The 16,790-nt window shown below is 60.5% G+C and carries 10 protein-coding genes and 1 pseudogene; 9 read left to right on the top strand and 2 right to left on the bottom strand.

Annotated elements, in window-relative coordinates:
* The gene (locus tag P9236_RS15290; RefSeq protein WP_278075460.1) at nt 1–2,301 is read right to left on the bottom strand and encodes an FdhF/YdeP family oxidoreductase; all 2,301 of its coding nucleotides are present in this window, start codon (nt 2,299–2,301) and stop codon (nt 1–3) included.
* A 120-nt stretch (nt 2,302–2,421) separates the two neighbouring features.
* Between P9236_RS15290 and P9236_RS15285 the strand changes: the two are divergent.
* From P9236_RS15285 to P9236_RS15245, 8 genes and pseudogenes are all read left to right on the top strand, one after another.
* Nucleotides 2,422–2,663 (top strand): annotated as a pseudogene (locus P9236_RS15285) (adenylate/guanylate cyclase domain-containing protein); the annotation flags it as partial.
* A 709-nt stretch (nt 2,664–3,372) separates the two neighbouring features.
* Nucleotides 3,373–4,038: a hypothetical protein gene (locus tag P9236_RS15275; protein ID WP_278075459.1), complete on the top strand. Its 666-nt coding sequence runs from the start codon at nt 3,373–3,375 to the stop codon at nt 4,036–4,038.
* Between the two features lie 7 nt (nt 4,039–4,045).
* Entirely contained in the window at nt 4,046–7,093 is a 3,048-nt protein-coding gene (locus P9236_RS15270; RefSeq protein WP_278075458.1) for an OmpA family protein, read from the top strand.
* 14 nt (nt 7,094–7,107) lie between these two features.
* Nucleotides 7,108–7,602: a Rab family GTPase gene (locus P9236_RS15265; protein ID WP_278075457.1), complete on the top strand. Its 495-nt coding sequence runs from the start codon at nt 7,108–7,110 to the stop codon at nt 7,600–7,602.
* A gap of 3 nt (nt 7,603–7,605) precedes the next feature.
* On the top strand, nt 7,606–8,676 hold the full coding sequence (locus P9236_RS15260; RefSeq protein WP_278075456.1) for an adenylate/guanylate cyclase domain-containing protein: 1,071 nt from the start codon (nt 7,606–7,608) through the stop codon (nt 8,674–8,676).
* A gap of 664 nt (nt 8,677–9,340) precedes the next feature.
* Nucleotides 9,341–10,555, top strand: a complete 1,215-nt coding sequence (locus P9236_RS15255) for a glycosyltransferase family protein (protein WP_278075455.1) — start codon at nt 9,341–9,343, stop codon at nt 10,553–10,555.
* Between the two features lies 1 nt (nt 10,556).
* Nucleotides 10,557–11,801, top strand: a complete 1,245-nt coding sequence (locus tag P9236_RS15250; RefSeq protein ID WP_278075454.1) for a glycosyltransferase — start codon at nt 10,557–10,559, stop codon at nt 11,799–11,801.
* Nucleotides 11,798–12,949: a glycosyltransferase family protein gene (locus tag P9236_RS15245; protein WP_278075453.1), complete on the top strand. Its 1,152-nt coding sequence runs from the start codon at nt 11,798–11,800 to the stop codon at nt 12,947–12,949. Before P9236_RS15250 ends, P9236_RS15245 begins: the two co-directional genes overlap by 4 nt.
* A 152-nt stretch (nt 12,950–13,101) precedes the next feature.
* On the opposite strand, the gene P9236_RS15240 is transcribed toward P9236_RS15245, so the two are convergent.
* Complete coding sequence (locus tag P9236_RS15240; protein WP_278075452.1) at nt 13,102–13,776, bottom strand: class I SAM-dependent methyltransferase; 675 nt, start codon at nt 13,774–13,776, stop codon at nt 13,102–13,104.
* 157 nt (nt 13,777–13,933) lie between these two features.
* On the opposite strand from P9236_RS15240, the gene P9236_RS15235 reads away from it, so the two are divergent.
* Nucleotides 13,934–16,648 (top strand): ABC transporter ATP-binding protein, encoded by a 2,715-nt coding sequence (locus P9236_RS15235; protein ID WP_278075451.1) that lies wholly within the window; start codon nt 13,934–13,936, stop codon nt 16,646–16,648.
* The last annotated feature ends 142 nt before the right edge of the window (nt 16,649–16,790 follow it).

Below are 16,790 nucleotides of genomic sequence, written 5' to 3'. Positions count from 1 at the left end.
CTATGCGACGATTCTCACTGGCACCGACTTCGCCGCCGGCACGTGCGCCTTGTGGGCCCGATGCCATAGCGGGATCAAAGGGTTGAGTTCGGGATAGTAGCCGGCGCAGTTGCCGCTTGGTATGGAGTAAGGGGTGACCCGCAGGCCTCTCACCCGCCGCTCGACGCCATCAGTGGCATGCGCCTCGAGAGCGACCTCCTGCCCCGCGCTGAGCCCCATCCGTCGGATGTCTTCCTCGTTCATCAGCAGGACCATTCGCGTTCCAATGATGCCGCGCAACCGGTCGCGATAACCATAGACGGTCGTGTTGAACTGGTCGTTCGACCGTACTGTGATCAGGGTCAGCACGTCCTCGCCCGACACATCGATGTCCGGGTCGGTCTCCAGCGTAGTGGGCAGCTTGAAATTCGCCTTCTTGTTCGGCGTCTGCCAGACGCGCTTCGACGCCTTGATGTCGCGATGGAATCCACCCGGCGTAAGGAAGCGTTTGTTGAAATCCTTGAAATGTGCCGGGAAGCAGCGCTCGATCTCGTCGCGGATGCGGGCATAGTCCGCGACCCAGACGTCCCATGGGACCGAGCTCTTGCCGGCGACAGTCGCCTTGGCGAGTTCCGCGACAATGCTCGGTTCGGACAGCAGGTGCTCGCTCGGTTTTAGCCGCGATCCGAAAGAGCCATGGATGCAGGCCGTCGAATCTTCGACAGAGACCCATTGTGGCCCGCTGGTCTGAATGTCCTTCTCCAGCCGCGACAGGCATGGCAGGAGATATGTGGTTTTCCCGGCGATCAGATGGCTGCGGTTGAGCTTGGTCGCGACCTCGACGTGCAGGTCGAGGTTCCGCCAGGCCTTCTCGACCAGTCCGGTTTCCGGCACGGCTCGCACGAAATTGCCGCCGAGCCCTATGAAACCGTGAACCCGCCCATCGATCACGCCCTCGCAGGTCTCGACCGTGTCGAGCCCCTTTTCTCGCGGCGGCTCGAAGCCGTAGAACTCCCGGAATTTGTCGAGCGGGACAAGCTCCGGCTTTTCGGAAATGCCGACCGTGCGCTGTCCCTGCACGTTGGAGTGTCCGCGCAACGGCGATATGCCGGCTCCGGGCTTGCCGACATTGCCGCGCAAGAGCAGGAGGTTGCATAGCATCTGCACGTTCTCTGTGCCGTGGCGATGCTGGGTGAGCCCCATGCCGTAATTGCCGATAACCGCATTGGCCCGGCTGTAAATTTCAGCGACATGTTCGAGATCGGCTCGCGAGATGCCGGAACGCCGCACGATGTCTTCCCAATCGGTGGCGCGCAGATAGGCTTCGAACTCGGCAAAGCCGGATGTGTGCTCCTCGATGAAGGCGGTATCGAGGACGCGTTTTCCGCCTCGCTCTCGGGCTGCGTCATCGAGCGCCACCACCGCCTTGGCGATACCAGTCATAGCCGCAATATCCCCGCCCGCCCGGATCTGGAAGAAGTCGCTCGACATTTCCGTCCCCGGGCCTGGCGACAGCATCTCGACCGGGTTCTGCGGGTTCTTGAATCTCACCAGGCCGCGCTCACGCAGAGGGTTGAAGGTGATCACCGGAACACCGCGCTGGCGAGCGTCCTCGATGGGGTGCAACAGGCGCGGCGCGGTGACGCCGGTATTGTGGCCAAAGAAGAACATCATGTCGGATTTGGCGAAGTCCTCCAATTGCACCGTACCTACAGGGGAGCCGATCGATTCCGGTAAGCCGACCGACGTCGACTCGTGACACATGTTCGACGAATCGGGCAGGTTCGAAGAACCGTAGATGCGGGCAAAGAGTTGATACATGAACGAGGCCTCGAGGGAGGCGCGTCCGGACGTGTAGAAGACCACGGACTTCGGGTCGAGGTGCCTGAGCTGAGCGCCAATGTCGCCGAATGCGTCCGGCCACGCCACCGGCTCGTATTTGTCGGTGGCGCGGTTATAGCGCATCGGCTCCGTCAGGCGTCCCTGTTTCTCCAGATCATGATCCGGCCAGTCCAGGAGTTCGGTCAGGGTATGTGCGGCAAAGAAGGATGGCTCGCAGCGTCTGCTGGTCTGCTCCCACATCGTTGCCTTGGCGCCGTTCTCGCAGAACTCGAAAGGCCGCGGCTCGGCCGGCTTTGCCCATGAGCACGAGACGCACATGTAGCCGTCCGCCTTATTCTGCTTGAGCAACGTGCTCCATATGTCGGACAGCAGCAGTCCCTGGTCCCGCGCGTTGCGGATCAGAGATTTGAGCGAGCCCCATCCGCCGGTCGGATGATTGTATTTCTTGATCTCGACGTGATCGGTGACAGCAGGTTCCATGTCGGTCGTCCATAAGGAGGAAGCACAAGGAAAACCGCAGCGGGGCTCAGTTGTTCCAGCTTGCCTCGTCGGTGATGTGCGTATTCCGGCCAGGAGCACGGTGCATGCCGTGCTCGACCAGCACTCGGTGAGAACGTGCCGGGCGTCTCGATCCACGCGCGGATCGTTGAACAGGTACTGTCTGGCCACTATCTGTCGCGGCCCGATTGGGCAAACGGGCTGGAAATCGCATCGATGGCGATGCTGAGCAGCCTTCTGGTGGTTCTCACGATTTTCGTAAGCCCCGCGATTGCGCTCGCCTGCGGCCTGGCGTTCACGGCCTGGCGCTCGTCGCATCATGGCTTGCCTTTTCGCTTGCAGGTAGCAACACGCCGCTCGACAGCATGCCGGCGTTCTTGCGAGCCGTGATGCAGTTCTCATCCTCGACCCATTTCGTAAGCTTCGCGCAGGCTATTCTTTATCGGGGTGCCGGCATTGACGTGGTCTGGCCGCAGTTTGCCGTCGTCGGGATCGTCGGTGGCGCATTCTTCGCCCTCTCCATCATGCGCTTCCGCAAGATCAGCGCCGCCATGATGTGAGCCGCCATCATTGATGCGCGTTTGGGGCGTTTGCCTCGGGAGCGCGGAGGCAGAAGCGTTGGATGCTAGCCAGGATGTCGTTGGCAGACTTGCTCCATCGGAACGGATCGGGTCGGCATTGGTGGCCTCGATGTAAGTTTGGATTGCCTTTTTCGAGCTTGGTGACCGAGCGGAACACGCCTCGTTTGAGGGCGCGTTCGGTCAACAGCGCGAAGAGGCGCTCGACCTGATTGATCCATGACGCCGATGTCGGAGTGAAATGAACGTGCCAGCGCGGGCGCTTATCAGCCGGGATGGAGGTCTTGTGGGCCCTAACCCGGAACTGAGACCTCGCCGTGTTGGTCCGAATTGGCAAGTTTCAGCGCTGCCACTAGCCCGAACAAGCGACGGACGAATCGACTTCAAGTCAAGAGGATTTCGCCTTGCGGGCCTTGTATTTGTCTGACATAATTTACCGTCTCCTAATGTTGCAGTGGGTAATTGGGGCACGGTGATGGCGAAGGAATCTTCGAGTGCCGCTTCTGCGGCAAATAAAGCGGACGCAAATTTGATCGGTAATGCAGAGGGAAACGGGCTGAACTTTATGGCCCCCCAAGCGCGCGAGGGCGGGCCCGGCGGTGACGCTCCAGGTGTCGACAAGATACGCGATCTGCTGTTCGGCAATCAGATGCAGGACTATGATCGCCGCTTCTCCAAACTTGAGGAACGGTTCCTGCAGCGGTTCAAGGATGTCGAATCCGAGGCCAAGCGCAATCTTGAGACCTACGAGACGAATGCCAAGAAGCAGGTTGACTCGCTGGCGACGCAGTTGCGGAACGAAAAAGATGCGCGAGCCGAGGCCGACAAGGAGATCGACCGCAATCTTCGCGATCAAAATCAAGCGCTTGAAAAGCAGGTGCGCGCTTTGTCTGATCAATTGAGCGAGCTCGAGCGCGAAATAGCGGATCGCATGAGCAGAAGCGACCATTTGCTGCGCGAGGAAATCAAGCAGAAGAATGAAAGCGCTCAAATGCTGATGGAGAAGATCTTTTCCGACCTCAGCAACGTCAAGACCGACCGAAATCTTTTGGCCGGCCTGTTTGTCGAGGTCGCGAAATGTCTCAATCAGGATCCGGTCGGCAGCAAGGGCAATTCGGAGCGTGGCTGGAAAGTGAGTTGATCGGAAGTTGACGTCGAGCGTCGAACCAATCAGCCTTCCTAAAAAAGCAGCTTCGAACGATACCGGGATTGATCGCGAGGCTTTGGCCCGCCTTTTGGTGGAAATTGCCAAAAACGTCGATCCGGACAACCATGCGCTTTACGAAGGCGTTCCAGCCGCCGATCATCGGCTGGAAAGGCTTCGCCAACTGCTCGTCGGCCACGAAATCTCGGAGCTTTCACGCGTTACGCACCTGCTCGACGAACCTGAGCAGCTTGCGGCTGCGGTGGGGAGCGTTCTCCCCACCGCAGCCGCAGGGGCATCTCTTGTGCAGCTCGGCGAGGCCCTTGCGCCAGCTGTCGAGAGAGCTGCGCAAAGGTCCATCCAGAAGAACCCCAGCGCGCTGACCGATATATTGTATCCGGTGTTTCTGCCGGCCATTCGCAAGTCGATCGGCGAAAAGATTGACCAGACCTTCCAGTCGCTGAATGAATCTTTAAGGCATATATTTACCTGGCATGGTCTCAAGTGGAGATTTGAGGCCTGGAGGACGGGAACAAGCTTCTCCGAAGTCGTTCTCAAGCATTCTCTCGTCTATCGCGTGGAGCATGTCTTTCTCATCAGCCGCAGCTCCGGGCTTTTGATCGCGCATGTAACAGCCGAAAACGCGACCAGCGAAGACCCACAACTGATTTCCTCGATGCTCAGCGCAATCCAGGATTTTGTGAAGGACTCGTTCAACGAGAAAGAAAACAGCGGCCTGGACACCATCCGGTTCGGAGAGCTTCGCCTCTGGTCGGAAGTCGGACCGTTTGCGACGTTGGTTGCTGTGATCAGGGGAAATCCGCCGGAGGAGCTGCACGAAATAATCCGCGACGTATTGCTTCGCATCCATGATCAGTCCTCGCAGGCTTTGGAGCGCTTTGACGGGGACACCTCGCAGTTGCCCGGCGTAGAGACCCAGTTGCAGACCTGCGTCGAGCTGCAGCATACGGATTCAAAAGAGGGATTCCCGTGGCTGGTGGTGACGGCAGCCCTGCTGATTCTGACTGCGGCAGGCGCCTTGTTCTTTCTTTCCTGGCAAGCCGGGCAGCGCTGGCAGACCTATCTGTCGCGGCTGGCGACCCAGCCGGGGATCGTCGTTGCCGAACAAAAAATTCGCGGCGGCCAGTTCTACATTGCCGGCCTGAGAGACCCGCTCGCCGCCGACCCGCAGTCGCTGTTGTCGGGAACGGAGGTCGATCCCGCCCGCGTTCATTCAAACTGGCAGTTCTACCAGAGCCTCGAGCCGGAATTCGTTCTGAAGCGGCTGACGGCGTCGCTGATGCCGCCGGATTCGGTACGACTCTCGGTCGTCGATGGTCGCATCGTCGCCGAGGGTGAGGCGACCACCACGTGGATCAACCGGGCGCGGGCCGCCGCCCAGCAGCTTTCGGCAGGCGGACCGGTCTTCGACATCTCCGGGGTCCGCGATGTGAGCGCCGAGGAGCGCTGGCAGGCCTATGTGTCGCAACTGGAAACCCAGCCTGGCATCATCGTCGCCGATCAGAATGTACGCGACGGCCAATTCCATATTACCGGTCTGAGAGACCCGCTCGCCGCCGACCCGCAGTCGCTGTTGGCCGGAACGCAGGTCGATCCCGCGCGTGTTCATGCAAGCTGGCAATTCTACCAGAGCCTTGAGCCACAGTTCGTGCTGAAGCGGCTGACGGCGTCGCTGGCGCCGCCGGATTCGGTGCGGCTTTCGGTCGTCAATGATCGCATCGTTGCCGACGGTGAGGCCACCACCGCGTGGATCAACCGGGCGCGGGCGGCCGCCCAGCAGCTTTCAGCCGGCGGTCCGGTCTTCGACATCTCCGGGGTCCGTGATGTGAGCCCCGAGGAGCGCTGGCAGGCCTATGTGTCGCGACTGGAGACGCAGCCCGGCATCATCGTCGCCCAACAGAATGTGCGCGATGGCCAATTCTATATTGCCGGCCTGAGAGACCCGCTTGCCGTCGACCCGCAGTCCCTTCTGTCCGGGACGCAGGTCGATCCCGCTCGCGTTCATGCAAGCTGGCAATTCTACCAGAGTCTTGAGCCGCAGTTCGTGCTGAAGCGGCTGACGGCGTCGCTGTATCCGATGGATAAAGTGCGACTTTCGATCGTCAATGGCCGCATCGTTGCCGAGGGCGAGGCTCCCGACACCTGGATAGATCGGGCGCGCGCAGCGGCAAGACAGCTTTCAGTAGGCGGACCGGAGTTCGACATCTCCAAGGTTCGTGATGTGAGCCCCGATGCACGCGCGGCGGAGCATTGGCAGTATTATGTGTCGCGACTTGAGGCCCAACCGGGAATCATCGTCGCTCAACAAACGATGAGAGGCGGACATTTTTACATTTCCGGTCTGAGAGACCCTCTTGCCGCCGACCCGCAAGCTCTGCTGTCCGGAACGGAGGTTGATCCTGCCCGGGTTCATTCACAGTGGCAATTCTTCCAGAGTCTTGATCCGAAGTTCGTGGTGAAGCGGCTGACGGCGTCGCTGTCCCCGCCGAAATCGGTTCGGCTTTCGATCGTCCAGGGTCGCATCGTTGTCGAGGGCGAGGCACCTGCCGGCTGGATCAGCCGGGCGCAGGCCGCCGCCGACCAACTTTCGGCGGACGGAGTGGTTCTGGATGTCTCGCAGTTGCGCGAGCTAAACCTTGAGGAACTTAATCATTTGAGAGAGGCCATCCAGACGACCGATATCTTCTTCTCTTCCGGTAGAGTTGTCCCGGGACCGGAGCAGACGCCGGTGCTCGACAGATTGGCTGATCAGTTGAAGGAATTTGCCGAAAATGCCCGCAAGGCTGGCGTGACAGCGCGGTTCATGTTGACCGGTCATTCGGACACAACGGGCCGTGAGACGGCCAACGCGTCGATCAGCGCCGCCCGCGCCGAGACAGTTCGCGCGCTTCTCAACAAGCGCGGCGTCGCTCCGGAACTGCTGCAGGTTCGGGGCGCGGGCACCTTTGAGCCGGCGGTGCCCGAAAATGAAAATAGTCGAACTGGGAACTCCACCAATCGCCGGGTTTCGATTACGGTGAACCTGGAGTAGCGCGGAGCCCCAGGATGCTGCAAAAAAAGATCTGCATGTTGGGCGGGTTTGCTGTCGGAAAGACGAGCCTGGTGCGCAGGTTCGTGCAAAGCATCTTCTCGGAAAACTACCTGACCACGGTGGGCGTGAAGATCGACAAGAAAAGCGTCTCGTTTCCGGACAAGACAGTGGACCTGATTTTGTGGGATCTGGCCGGCGAAGACGATATCGGCTCATTCCGCGTCAGCTATGTGCGAGGCGCGACCGGGCTCGTGCTTGTCGTCGATGGTACCCGGCCCGCCACCCTTGCCGTGGCGCTCACGCTGCGCGAGCGGGTCGAGGCCGAATTCGGCGCCTTGCCGTTCGTTCTGCTGTTCAACAAATCGGATCTGGCTGATCAGTGGGCGATATCGGATGGTGAGATCGACGAACTGAAGCGACGTGGATGGCAAATCTATCTGACAAGCGCGCTTTCAGGCGAACATGTCGACGATGCATTTCGTCAGCTTGCTTCGATGGTCGCTAAGTAAACCATGGCCAGATTGCCGAAAGAAGTCAGAAGCTGGATATACGATTTCTTCTCTAACGAGCGCTTTGCCGCATATCTGAAAATCGATGCCCGGCAATGCATAGAAGAGAAGGGCGGCAACCTCGAACATTACGGGCTCTCGTCGCTTCGCACTGGCGAGCTCGTTGCCGATCAGCTTGAATTCATGGAAGGGCTGCTGCCTTGCCCGGAGCTTCCATTCCATATGCCCATGATGGAACTGCCCGGTGGCCACGTCGCGGACCTTCATTTCTTTGGTGACGGCGGCTCGACGTGGCTGGTCTTTCTCGACGCCACTCCCGAACGTGACCACCAACAGCGGCTTCAGCAGAAGGCCTATGAAATGACGCTCCTGCAGGAGAGGGAGCGTCAGCTCAATGCGAAGCTGCAATCGACGAACGAGGCGCTGAGGGAGAGCCAGGAGGGCTTGTCGCGCGAATATCGGCGCGCCGAATCCCTGCTCCTCAACATTCTTCCGGCCTCGATCGCGGAGCGGTTGAAAGCGGACGAGCAAATTGCGGACAACCACGCGGAGGTCAGTGTGCTTTTTGCCGACATCGTCGGCTTTACCGAAAGAGCGCGAAGCGTCGGAGCCACGACGACGCTCGCTATTCTAAATTACTTCTTCAAGGCGGCGGATCTGCTCTCGGAACAACATGGCTGCGAAAAGATCAAGACCATCGGCGATTGCGTCATGGCGGTCGCTGGCCTGCCCACCGCGCGATCCGATCATGCCCAAGCCCTTGCGAACTATGCGCTGGAGCTGCGGGAGGCGGCCAGGCGCGAGCGCTTTGCGGGCGAACCGCTAGGACTGAGAATTGGAATTCACTCCGGACCGATCGTGGCGGGCGTCATCGGCAAAAGGCGGTTTGTCTATGACCTGTGGGGCGACACCGTCAATCTCGCCGCGCGCATTCAAAAGGCCGCGGAGCCGGATGAAATCCGTATTTCGGATGCAACCCACCAATTGCTCGGATCGGATTTTGCTTGCGACCCGCTCGGGGAAACGGAATTGCGTGGCACGGGTCGTGTGCGAATGTGGCGGCTTCGCGGCTGATTTGCCGTGCTTTGGGGGGCAATCCAAACCACCTGCGACACGCGGGCCCCGGGCACGCGCCTGCTCCACCTTGGTCATCCTGCTTTCGAGAAGACGATCGTTGACTACCGTCACACCGGATCCTCAAACCTGCCTCGCGACAGCCTACTGAAAAACCAGCACGATGCGAATGGATTGAATCCGTTTGGCGTACGAGAGTTCTGGCGAGGAGGTACGGCGCACCGGAGCGGACGGGCCGCTGCATCAGTTTGAAATTTCGAATCGTTAAATGCGATAGAGGCGACACCGTTGCCGAAATTCGGTGGGCTGATATGAAAGACGGATGAGAAAACCCGACCGACCAACGATGAGGGGCGCTCTGATCGCGCTTGAGCTTGCCAGCATCGTTCTCGTTGCCAATTCCCGCTGGACAGGCGGGATTAATTTTACGAATCGCATCGTAGACCGGGTCCATGACCCATAGACCTGGTTGGGCCGAATTGGCTCTAATTGTATTCGCTATCGTAACAATGCCGCCTTGGATGCTCTATAGGGGACGATAAAAGGGCTGAGGGACTCCACGCCCCCTGTAGCAAGTCGGACAGGCCGGTAGACCCGGGATGGTTTCGAAGCCTGCGGGATCGCCCACTGTGCTCAAGACGAGAATTCTAGAAGACGTTCAAAAATGACCCAGCACGTACCAGACGCTCGAATTCTCATGTACAGCCACGACACGTTCGGGCTCGGCCACTTGCAGCGCTGCCGGACGATCGCGCATTCGCTGGTCGAGGATTTCCGCGGACTTCAGGTGCTTATCATTTCGGGCGCGACCATCGCCGGCGCCTTCGACTACCGCGCCCGTGTCGACTTCGTGAAGATCCCCAGCGTCATCAAGTTGCGCAACGGCGAATACAACTCGCTGGAAAAGGATATCGATCTGGACGAGACGCTAAGGATGCGCCAGTCGATCATCCGCCACACAGCCGAGACCTTCCGGCCGGATATTTTCATCGTCGACAAGGAACCCCTTGGCCTGCGCGGTGAGATCGAGGACACGCTGTCCTATCTCAAGACACGGGGCACCACGCTCGTGCTTGGCCTGCGTGAGGTGATGGATGCGCCGCATCTGCTCGAGGCAGAGTGGGCACGCAGGGATGTGATGCGCAAGATAGGTCTGTTCTATGACAGGGTCTGGGCCTATGGCCCACCGGATTTCTACGATCCGTTGACCGGCCTGGACGTGCCGCCGGCTGTCAGGGCAAAGATGAGGTTCGTCGGTTTCCTGCAACGGAGCCTGCCGCGGAACGAGTTGCCTGGCCACCGGCCCGAGGGCGAGTACATCCTCGTCACCACCGGTGGCGGCGGCGACGGCGCCGAACTGATCCACGACGTCATCGATGCCTATCAGCAGGATCCGCGATTGCAGCATAGGGCGCTGATCGTGCTTGGGCCTTACATGCCGGCGCGCAAACGCAACAAGCTGCTCAGGAAGGGGGCCAAAATCCCCTACATCAAGATCATCGAGTTCGACAACCGCATGGAAGACCTGATTGCCGGGGCCAAGGCGGTGGTAGCGATGGGCGGTTATAACACCTATTGCGAGATACTGTCTTTCGACAAACCAGCGCTGATCGTGCCGCGCGTCGAGCCCCGGGAGGAACAACTGATCCGCGCTCGGCGCGCAGCCGAACTCGGCCTCATCGAGATGCTGTTGCCGGATGAAGCCAAGGATTCCCAGCGGTTTGCCAATGCGCTGGTGGCGCTGCCGGAGCGACCCCGCCCATCACAGAGCAATCCGCATCTGACGCTGGAAGGGCTGCCTCATATTTCAGAAATCGTCGCGGAACTGCTCGACCGGCGGGCCGGCCATCACCTTTCGGTCATCGAGGGAATGAACTGAGTTGCAGCGTCGCAAGATCGTCGTGGTTCTGAAGGGCTATCCGCGGCTGTCGGAAACCTTCATCGCGCAGGAATTGCTCGGTCTGGAGCGCGCCGGGTTCGACCTGGTACTCGTCGCCCTCAGGCGGCCGACCGACGCCAAACGCCATCCCGTGCATGACGAGATCAAGGCGCCCGTCCATTATCTGCCGGAATATCTGCATCACGAGCCGCTGCGCGTGGTTCGCTCCCTGTTTGTTCATCTGCTGCGGCCGGGCTTCTGGCGGGCGCTCGGATCGCTGGCTGCCGATATTCCCCGCGACTTTACGCGCAATCGCGTGCGCCGCTTCGGGCAAGCGCTGGTGCTGGCTGCCGAATGGCCGGAGGACGCGGGATGGCTGCATGCGCATTTCGCGCACACGCCGGCATCGGTGACGCGCTATGCCAGCCAGCTTCGTAGCCTGCCCTGGAGTTGCTCAGCCCATGCCAAGGACATCTGGACGTCGGCGGACTGGGATCTGGCTGGCAAGCTTTCCTCGGCGCGCTGGACGGTCACTTGCACCAAAACCGGCTTCGACCGTCTGAAAGAACTCGCCAACGGCAACTCGTCCGTGCATCTGAGCTATCACGGGCTCGATCTTGATCGCTTCGGCAGTTTCGGCGAGGCGCGAACGCAGCACGACGGCTCGGCGCCGGATCAACCGGTTATCATTCTAAGTGTCGGGCGTGCCGTCGAAAAGAAAGGTTACGACACCTTGCTGAAGGCCCTTGCCCTCTTGCCAGGCGATTTGGCGTGGCGTTTCGAGCATATCGGCGTCGGCGAGGAACTGGAAAAGCTGAAGGCGCTGGCGCAAAAGCTTGGCTTGGATGGTCGCGTCACTTGGAAAGGCGCGCTGGGGCAGAAGGAGGTGCTTGAGCACTACCGCTGCGCCGACATCTTCGCCCTGGCCTGCAGGATCACCGCAAATGGCGACCGCGACGGCCTGCCGAATGTTCTTGTGGAGGCGGCTAGCCAGCGGCTTGCCTGCGTGTCGACCGCTGTTTCCGGCGTGCCGGAGCTTCTGTCGGCGGATGAAACCGGGCTGCTGGTTCCGACGGAAGACCCGGTGGCCCTGGCACGGGCGCTGGAGCGACTGATCCGTGATCCCGCGCTGCGCGCCCGCCTCGGCGACGCCGCGGAGCAGCGCGTGCGTGGCAATTTCGATCATACGGCAAGCATTGGACAGCTCAAGGAACTGTTCGAGCGCGAGTGGGGGGCCGCCGGTTGAAGCGGCTGCGCGCCTTCCTCTATGTCCAGCACCTGCTCGGTATCGGCCATCTCGCACGCTCCAGCCGTATTGCGGCGGCCCTGGTCGATGACGGCTTCGACGTAACCGTCGTGACCGGCGGAGCGCCGATCGCCGGGTTTCCGGGGCCGGGGGTAAAATGTGTAACCCTGCCACCCGTCACCTCCGGTGATGAAGGATTTTCCGGACTTGTCGACCTGCAAGGCAAACCCATCGACGATGATTTCAAGAAACGGCGTTCCGAGATGCTGCTACAGGCATTCCGGGACTGCAGGCCTGATATCGTCATTGTCGAGGCGTTTCCATTTGGACGCCGGCAGATGCGCTTCGAACTCTTGCCGCTGATCGATGCCATCGACGCGACGTCGCCCAGGCCGCTGCTGGCGACGTCCGTTCGTGATATCCTTCAGGAGCGCGTCAAACCGGGCCGAAACGAGGAAACGGTCGATCTCGTCAACAGGCATTTCGACCTTGTCATGGTCCACGGCGATCCGACTTTCGCTACCATCGACAAGACATTTCCACTGGCTGGGGCGATCAGGGCCGAAGTCACCTACACAGGGCTCGTTGCTGCCCCGCCACCACCCGCGGCCACCGAGCGCTTCGACGTTCTGGTGTCGGTCGGTGGCGGGGCTGCCGGAAGGAGTCTCGTCAGCTCCACCATCGCAGCGGCGCGGAACGCCAACCACGGTTGGAAATGGTGCTTGATCACCGGTCCGAATCTGCCGGAAGACGAGTTTGACGTGATCGCAGGCGATGCCACGCCGGGCCTGTCCGTCTTCCGGTTCCGCGAGGATTTCGCCAGCCTGCTGACCGGCGCCCGCCTGTCAGTCTCGCAAGCGGGTTACAACACGGTCTGCGATGTCCTGCGCGCGGGTTGCCGCTCCCTGCTCGTTCCATTTGCAGCCGGCGGGGAAACCGAACAAACGGCTCGCGCCCTGATGCTCGAGGAACTCGGTCTTGCAACGATGCTGATGGAAAAAGACCTAACGCCTGAAGGTTTGGCGCAAGCGATCGAGCAGGCGCTTGTGGGACCGAGGCCATCCGCGCATCGTCTCGATCTGGAAGGCGCGCATCATTCGGCGCAAATCCTGCGCGAGCGGTACCGAACATGGTCGTTGAGACTCTAGTGCAGTTCATCGTTTCACGGAAACGCTGAACTGCTCCATCTATTTTGTTTTTTGGCAATTCCGGAAGACCGTTACACACTTTTCCTGGAATGCTCTAACGGTCGCGCGATGTCGTTGTCCGGGAACGCCATGTTCCTCCGGGCGAAAATGCCTCAAACGGTTCCGATCAGCATGAAGCGCGTATAGTTCTTTGTCGGCAGCTCGCCGGAGAAGCGGATCTCCCGCAGCGCCGCCATCGCTTCGAAGGCCGTGAGCGAGGCCACGCAGTTGATGTGCGTCGGCTCGCTGAAATAATCGTTGGATTGCAGCAATACGTTCGTGCCGCGAGGAATGAGAGCAAGCCAGGCGCGCAGGTCGGCTATGTGTTCGCAACTCGTATTGACTAGCAGGTCGGACCGCCCGGCTGCATAGTCGAGTGCGTACATATCTGCCGTCAGCGCCCGGAACCGGTCGCCGGCTTCCCGGTTGAGGGTCCGGGCGACCGGCGCGACTTCGGGGTCGATATCGATGCTATCGACAGCCGCGATGTCGAAGCGGGCGTCGTTGAAAAGCATCGCCGGCAATACGCCGTACCATCCACCCAAAACCCATATGCGCCCGTACCGGCCGCCGCAGCTTTCGAACAGCCTGTCGAGCGCCCACATCTTGCAGGCGACCTGCTTGTGGTTGAAGGCGTTGGCGATATCGGCCGTCGGATGCTTGGCGATAACGCGCGCCAGCCCCGCCACGAGAGGGTGGTTGACGTAGGCGGCAATCCCCCGCGTGAGGTCCAAGGCCTGCTCGTGCCCGTCCATGCTGGCATTGCGTGGTTGCGTGACATCCATCATATTCGCCTTGTATGTTGGGATTTCGGGCGACACAACGCAATCTTGCCCGCAAAGCCGCCTCGCGGGCTTCCAACGTGTCGCCGGCGATGATTGCCGATGCGCCGGTCGCCAGCAGACGCTTTGCTTTGTTCTTTAAACTGAAGGTCCACAGTCGCATATGGAACCCAGCCTAGCTCGCTACATCTGGAAGCACACCAAGAAGCAGCAGGTCTGGATATTGGTCATCGTCTTGCTTTCGATGATCCCGTATTTCATGTCCTTCGATCTGCCGAAGCTGATCGTCAATGGCCCGATCCAAGGTGGCGGCTTCGAGCAACCGGGCGCGACCCGGCCATTCATGAGGCTGCACTATAACCTGCCGTTCATCGGAGATGTCCAGTTCTTCTCCGGTTTTCGGCTCGACCGCGAGGAGACGCTGTTTGCCCTGAGCCTCGTGTTCCTCCTGCTCGTCATCATCAACGGCCTGTTCAAACTCTACATCAACACCTACAAGGGCCGCCTCGGCGAACGCATGCTGCGGCGTATCCGCTTCGATCTGGTCGATCGTGTGCTGCGGTTTCCGCCGCGTTACTTCAAGCGCGTGAAATCCGCCGAAGTGGCGACCATGGTCAAGGACGAGGTGGAGCCGCTGGGCGGCTTCATCGGCGATGCCTTCCTGCAGCCGGTGCTGCTCGGCGGCCAGGCGCTAACGGCGATGCTGTTCATCGTGGTCCAGAACTTCTGGCTCGGAATGATCGCCGCCGTGATCGTGGCGGTCCAGATCGTGCTCATCCCGCGAATGCGGCGGCGGCTGATCGTGCTCGGCCGCGAGCGGCAGTTGACGGCGCGCGCGCTTTCGGGCCGGGTCGGCGAAATCGTCGACGGCATCGGCACAGTTCACATCCACGATACGTCAAACTACGAGCGCGCCGACATAGCTGCCCGGCTTGGGCGCATCTTCAAGATCCGCTTCGACCTTTACCAATGGAAATTCATGGTAAAGTTCCTGAACAATTTTCTCGCGCAGCTCACGCCCTTTCTGTTCTACATGTTCGGCGGATATCTGGCCATCCACGGGCGGCTGGACGTCGGCCAGCTCGTGGCCGTGATCGGCGCCTACAAGGACCTGCCTGGGCCGATGAAGGAACTGATCGACTGGGATCAGGCGCGCCAGGATGTCCAGGTCAAGTATCAGCAGGTCGTTGAACAGTTCACGGTCGAGGGTGTCATTGCGCCGAGAATCTCGGCACTGGCGATCGAGAATCCCGGTCCCATGACCGACCCGCTGTCAGCGATCAATCTATCCGTAGCAGACGATGGCGGCGCAATGCTCCTCGACCATATCTCTCTCCAGGTCAAGCCGGGCGAGACGGTGGCGCTGGTCAGTACCGCAACAGGCGGAGCGGATGCGCTTGCCGAAGCCTTCGCGCGGCTGGTCTGGCCTAGCAGCGGAAGGGTGGCTTCGGGTGCCGAGGACCTGCTTGAGCTCTCTGAAGCGGTGACCGGCCGGCGCATGTCCTATGCCTCGTCGGATGTCTTCCTGTTCCAGGCAAGCCTCCGCGACAACCTGCTCTACGGGTTGAAGCACGCGCCGCTGACATCGGTGACTTATGAAGATGCCGCGGCAGACCAGCGCCGCTGGGACATCGAGGAGGCGCACCGGTCGGGCAATACGGATCTCGATATCCACAGCGACTGGATCGACTATGCTTCCGCCGGCGCTACCGGCCCGCACGACCTCTTTGAATCCGTGCGCCGGGTGCTCGACGCGGTTATTCTGTCGCGCGACATTCTGGATCTTGGCTTGCGCTCTTCGGCCGACCTCACGCGCCACACGGAGCTTGCCGGGCGGATCGTCGAACTGCGTGCGGCGCTGCGGACCCGGCTGGAGCACGAAGGGCTGAGCGAACTGGTGGTTCCTTTCGAACCGGGCGCCTACAACAAGGAAGCAACGATCGGCCAAAACCTGCTTTTCGGCGCGGCCGCCGGCCCCGAACTGGCCGACAAGGCCCTGGCGGCAAATCCCTATTTTGCTTCTGTGCTGAGGCAATCCGGCCTCGACCGCGCGCTCTACGAAATGGGTATGGAGATCGCGGAACAGGCGATCGAGCTGTTTGCCGACCTGCCGCCCGATCACCAGTTCTTCCAGCAGCTCGCCTTCATGAGCGCCGAGGAGATACCCGCCTACGAGACCTTGCTGCAAAGGCTCAAGAACCGCCCCTACGAGGCGGTTCCGGAAAACGACCGTGCCATGATCGTCACGCTGAGCTTTGCCTATATCGAGCCCCGGCACCGCTTCGGCCTGCTGAGCGACGAGCTGATGGGAAAGATCGTCGCTGCACGCAACCTGTTCTATGAAAACCTGCCGCCCGAGCTGCAGAATGCGGTCGAACGGTACGATCCCGCCAAATACATTTCCGCGGCTACCGTCATGGACAATGTGCTGTTCGGGCGTGTGGGCAACAACCATCCCGACGCGCCGGACCGCATACGCTCCATCGTCTATGACATTCTCGACGAACTGGGGCTTTATGCCGAACTTCTGAATGTCGGCCTGGACTTCAACGTCGGCTCCGGCGGCAGGCGGCTGACCGGCGGACAGCGACAGAAGCTCGACGTTGCCCGGGCCCTGCTCAAGCGTCCCGATTTTCTCATTCTCAACCGGCCGCTGGAGGCGCTCGACCACCGCATGCAGGACAAGGTGCTGCGAAACGTGCTCGAGGAAGCCAGACGCGACGGCCATTCGCCGGCAATTGTGTGGGTCGTGACGAATCCGGCAATGGGGATGATGTTCGATCGCGTTGTCGTCTTCGACTCGGGTCGCTTGGTGGAAGACGGAACTCAAGAGACACTTCTGGCGCGGAGCGGTATTTTCAAGCAACTGGTGTCATAGCGCATTGGACATTCGCATGGATCATTCAGCCGGCGGGTACTTGTCGCAAGGTCAAGGAATTAGGGTTTCCGGCTTATCGGGCTCGCCGTCTTGCGCGCGGTTCGCGTCGCCATTTCTTCTGGGTGTCAGTTGTTCTAGTCTC

The organism is Mesorhizobium sp. WSM4884 (genome assembly GCF_029625675.1).
Lineage (GTDB): Bacteria > Pseudomonadota > Alphaproteobacteria > Rhizobiales > Rhizobiaceae > Mesorhizobium.
The sequence above is the reverse complement of the archived record's forward strand: the minus strand, read 5'-3'. Positions and strand labels throughout refer to the sequence as shown.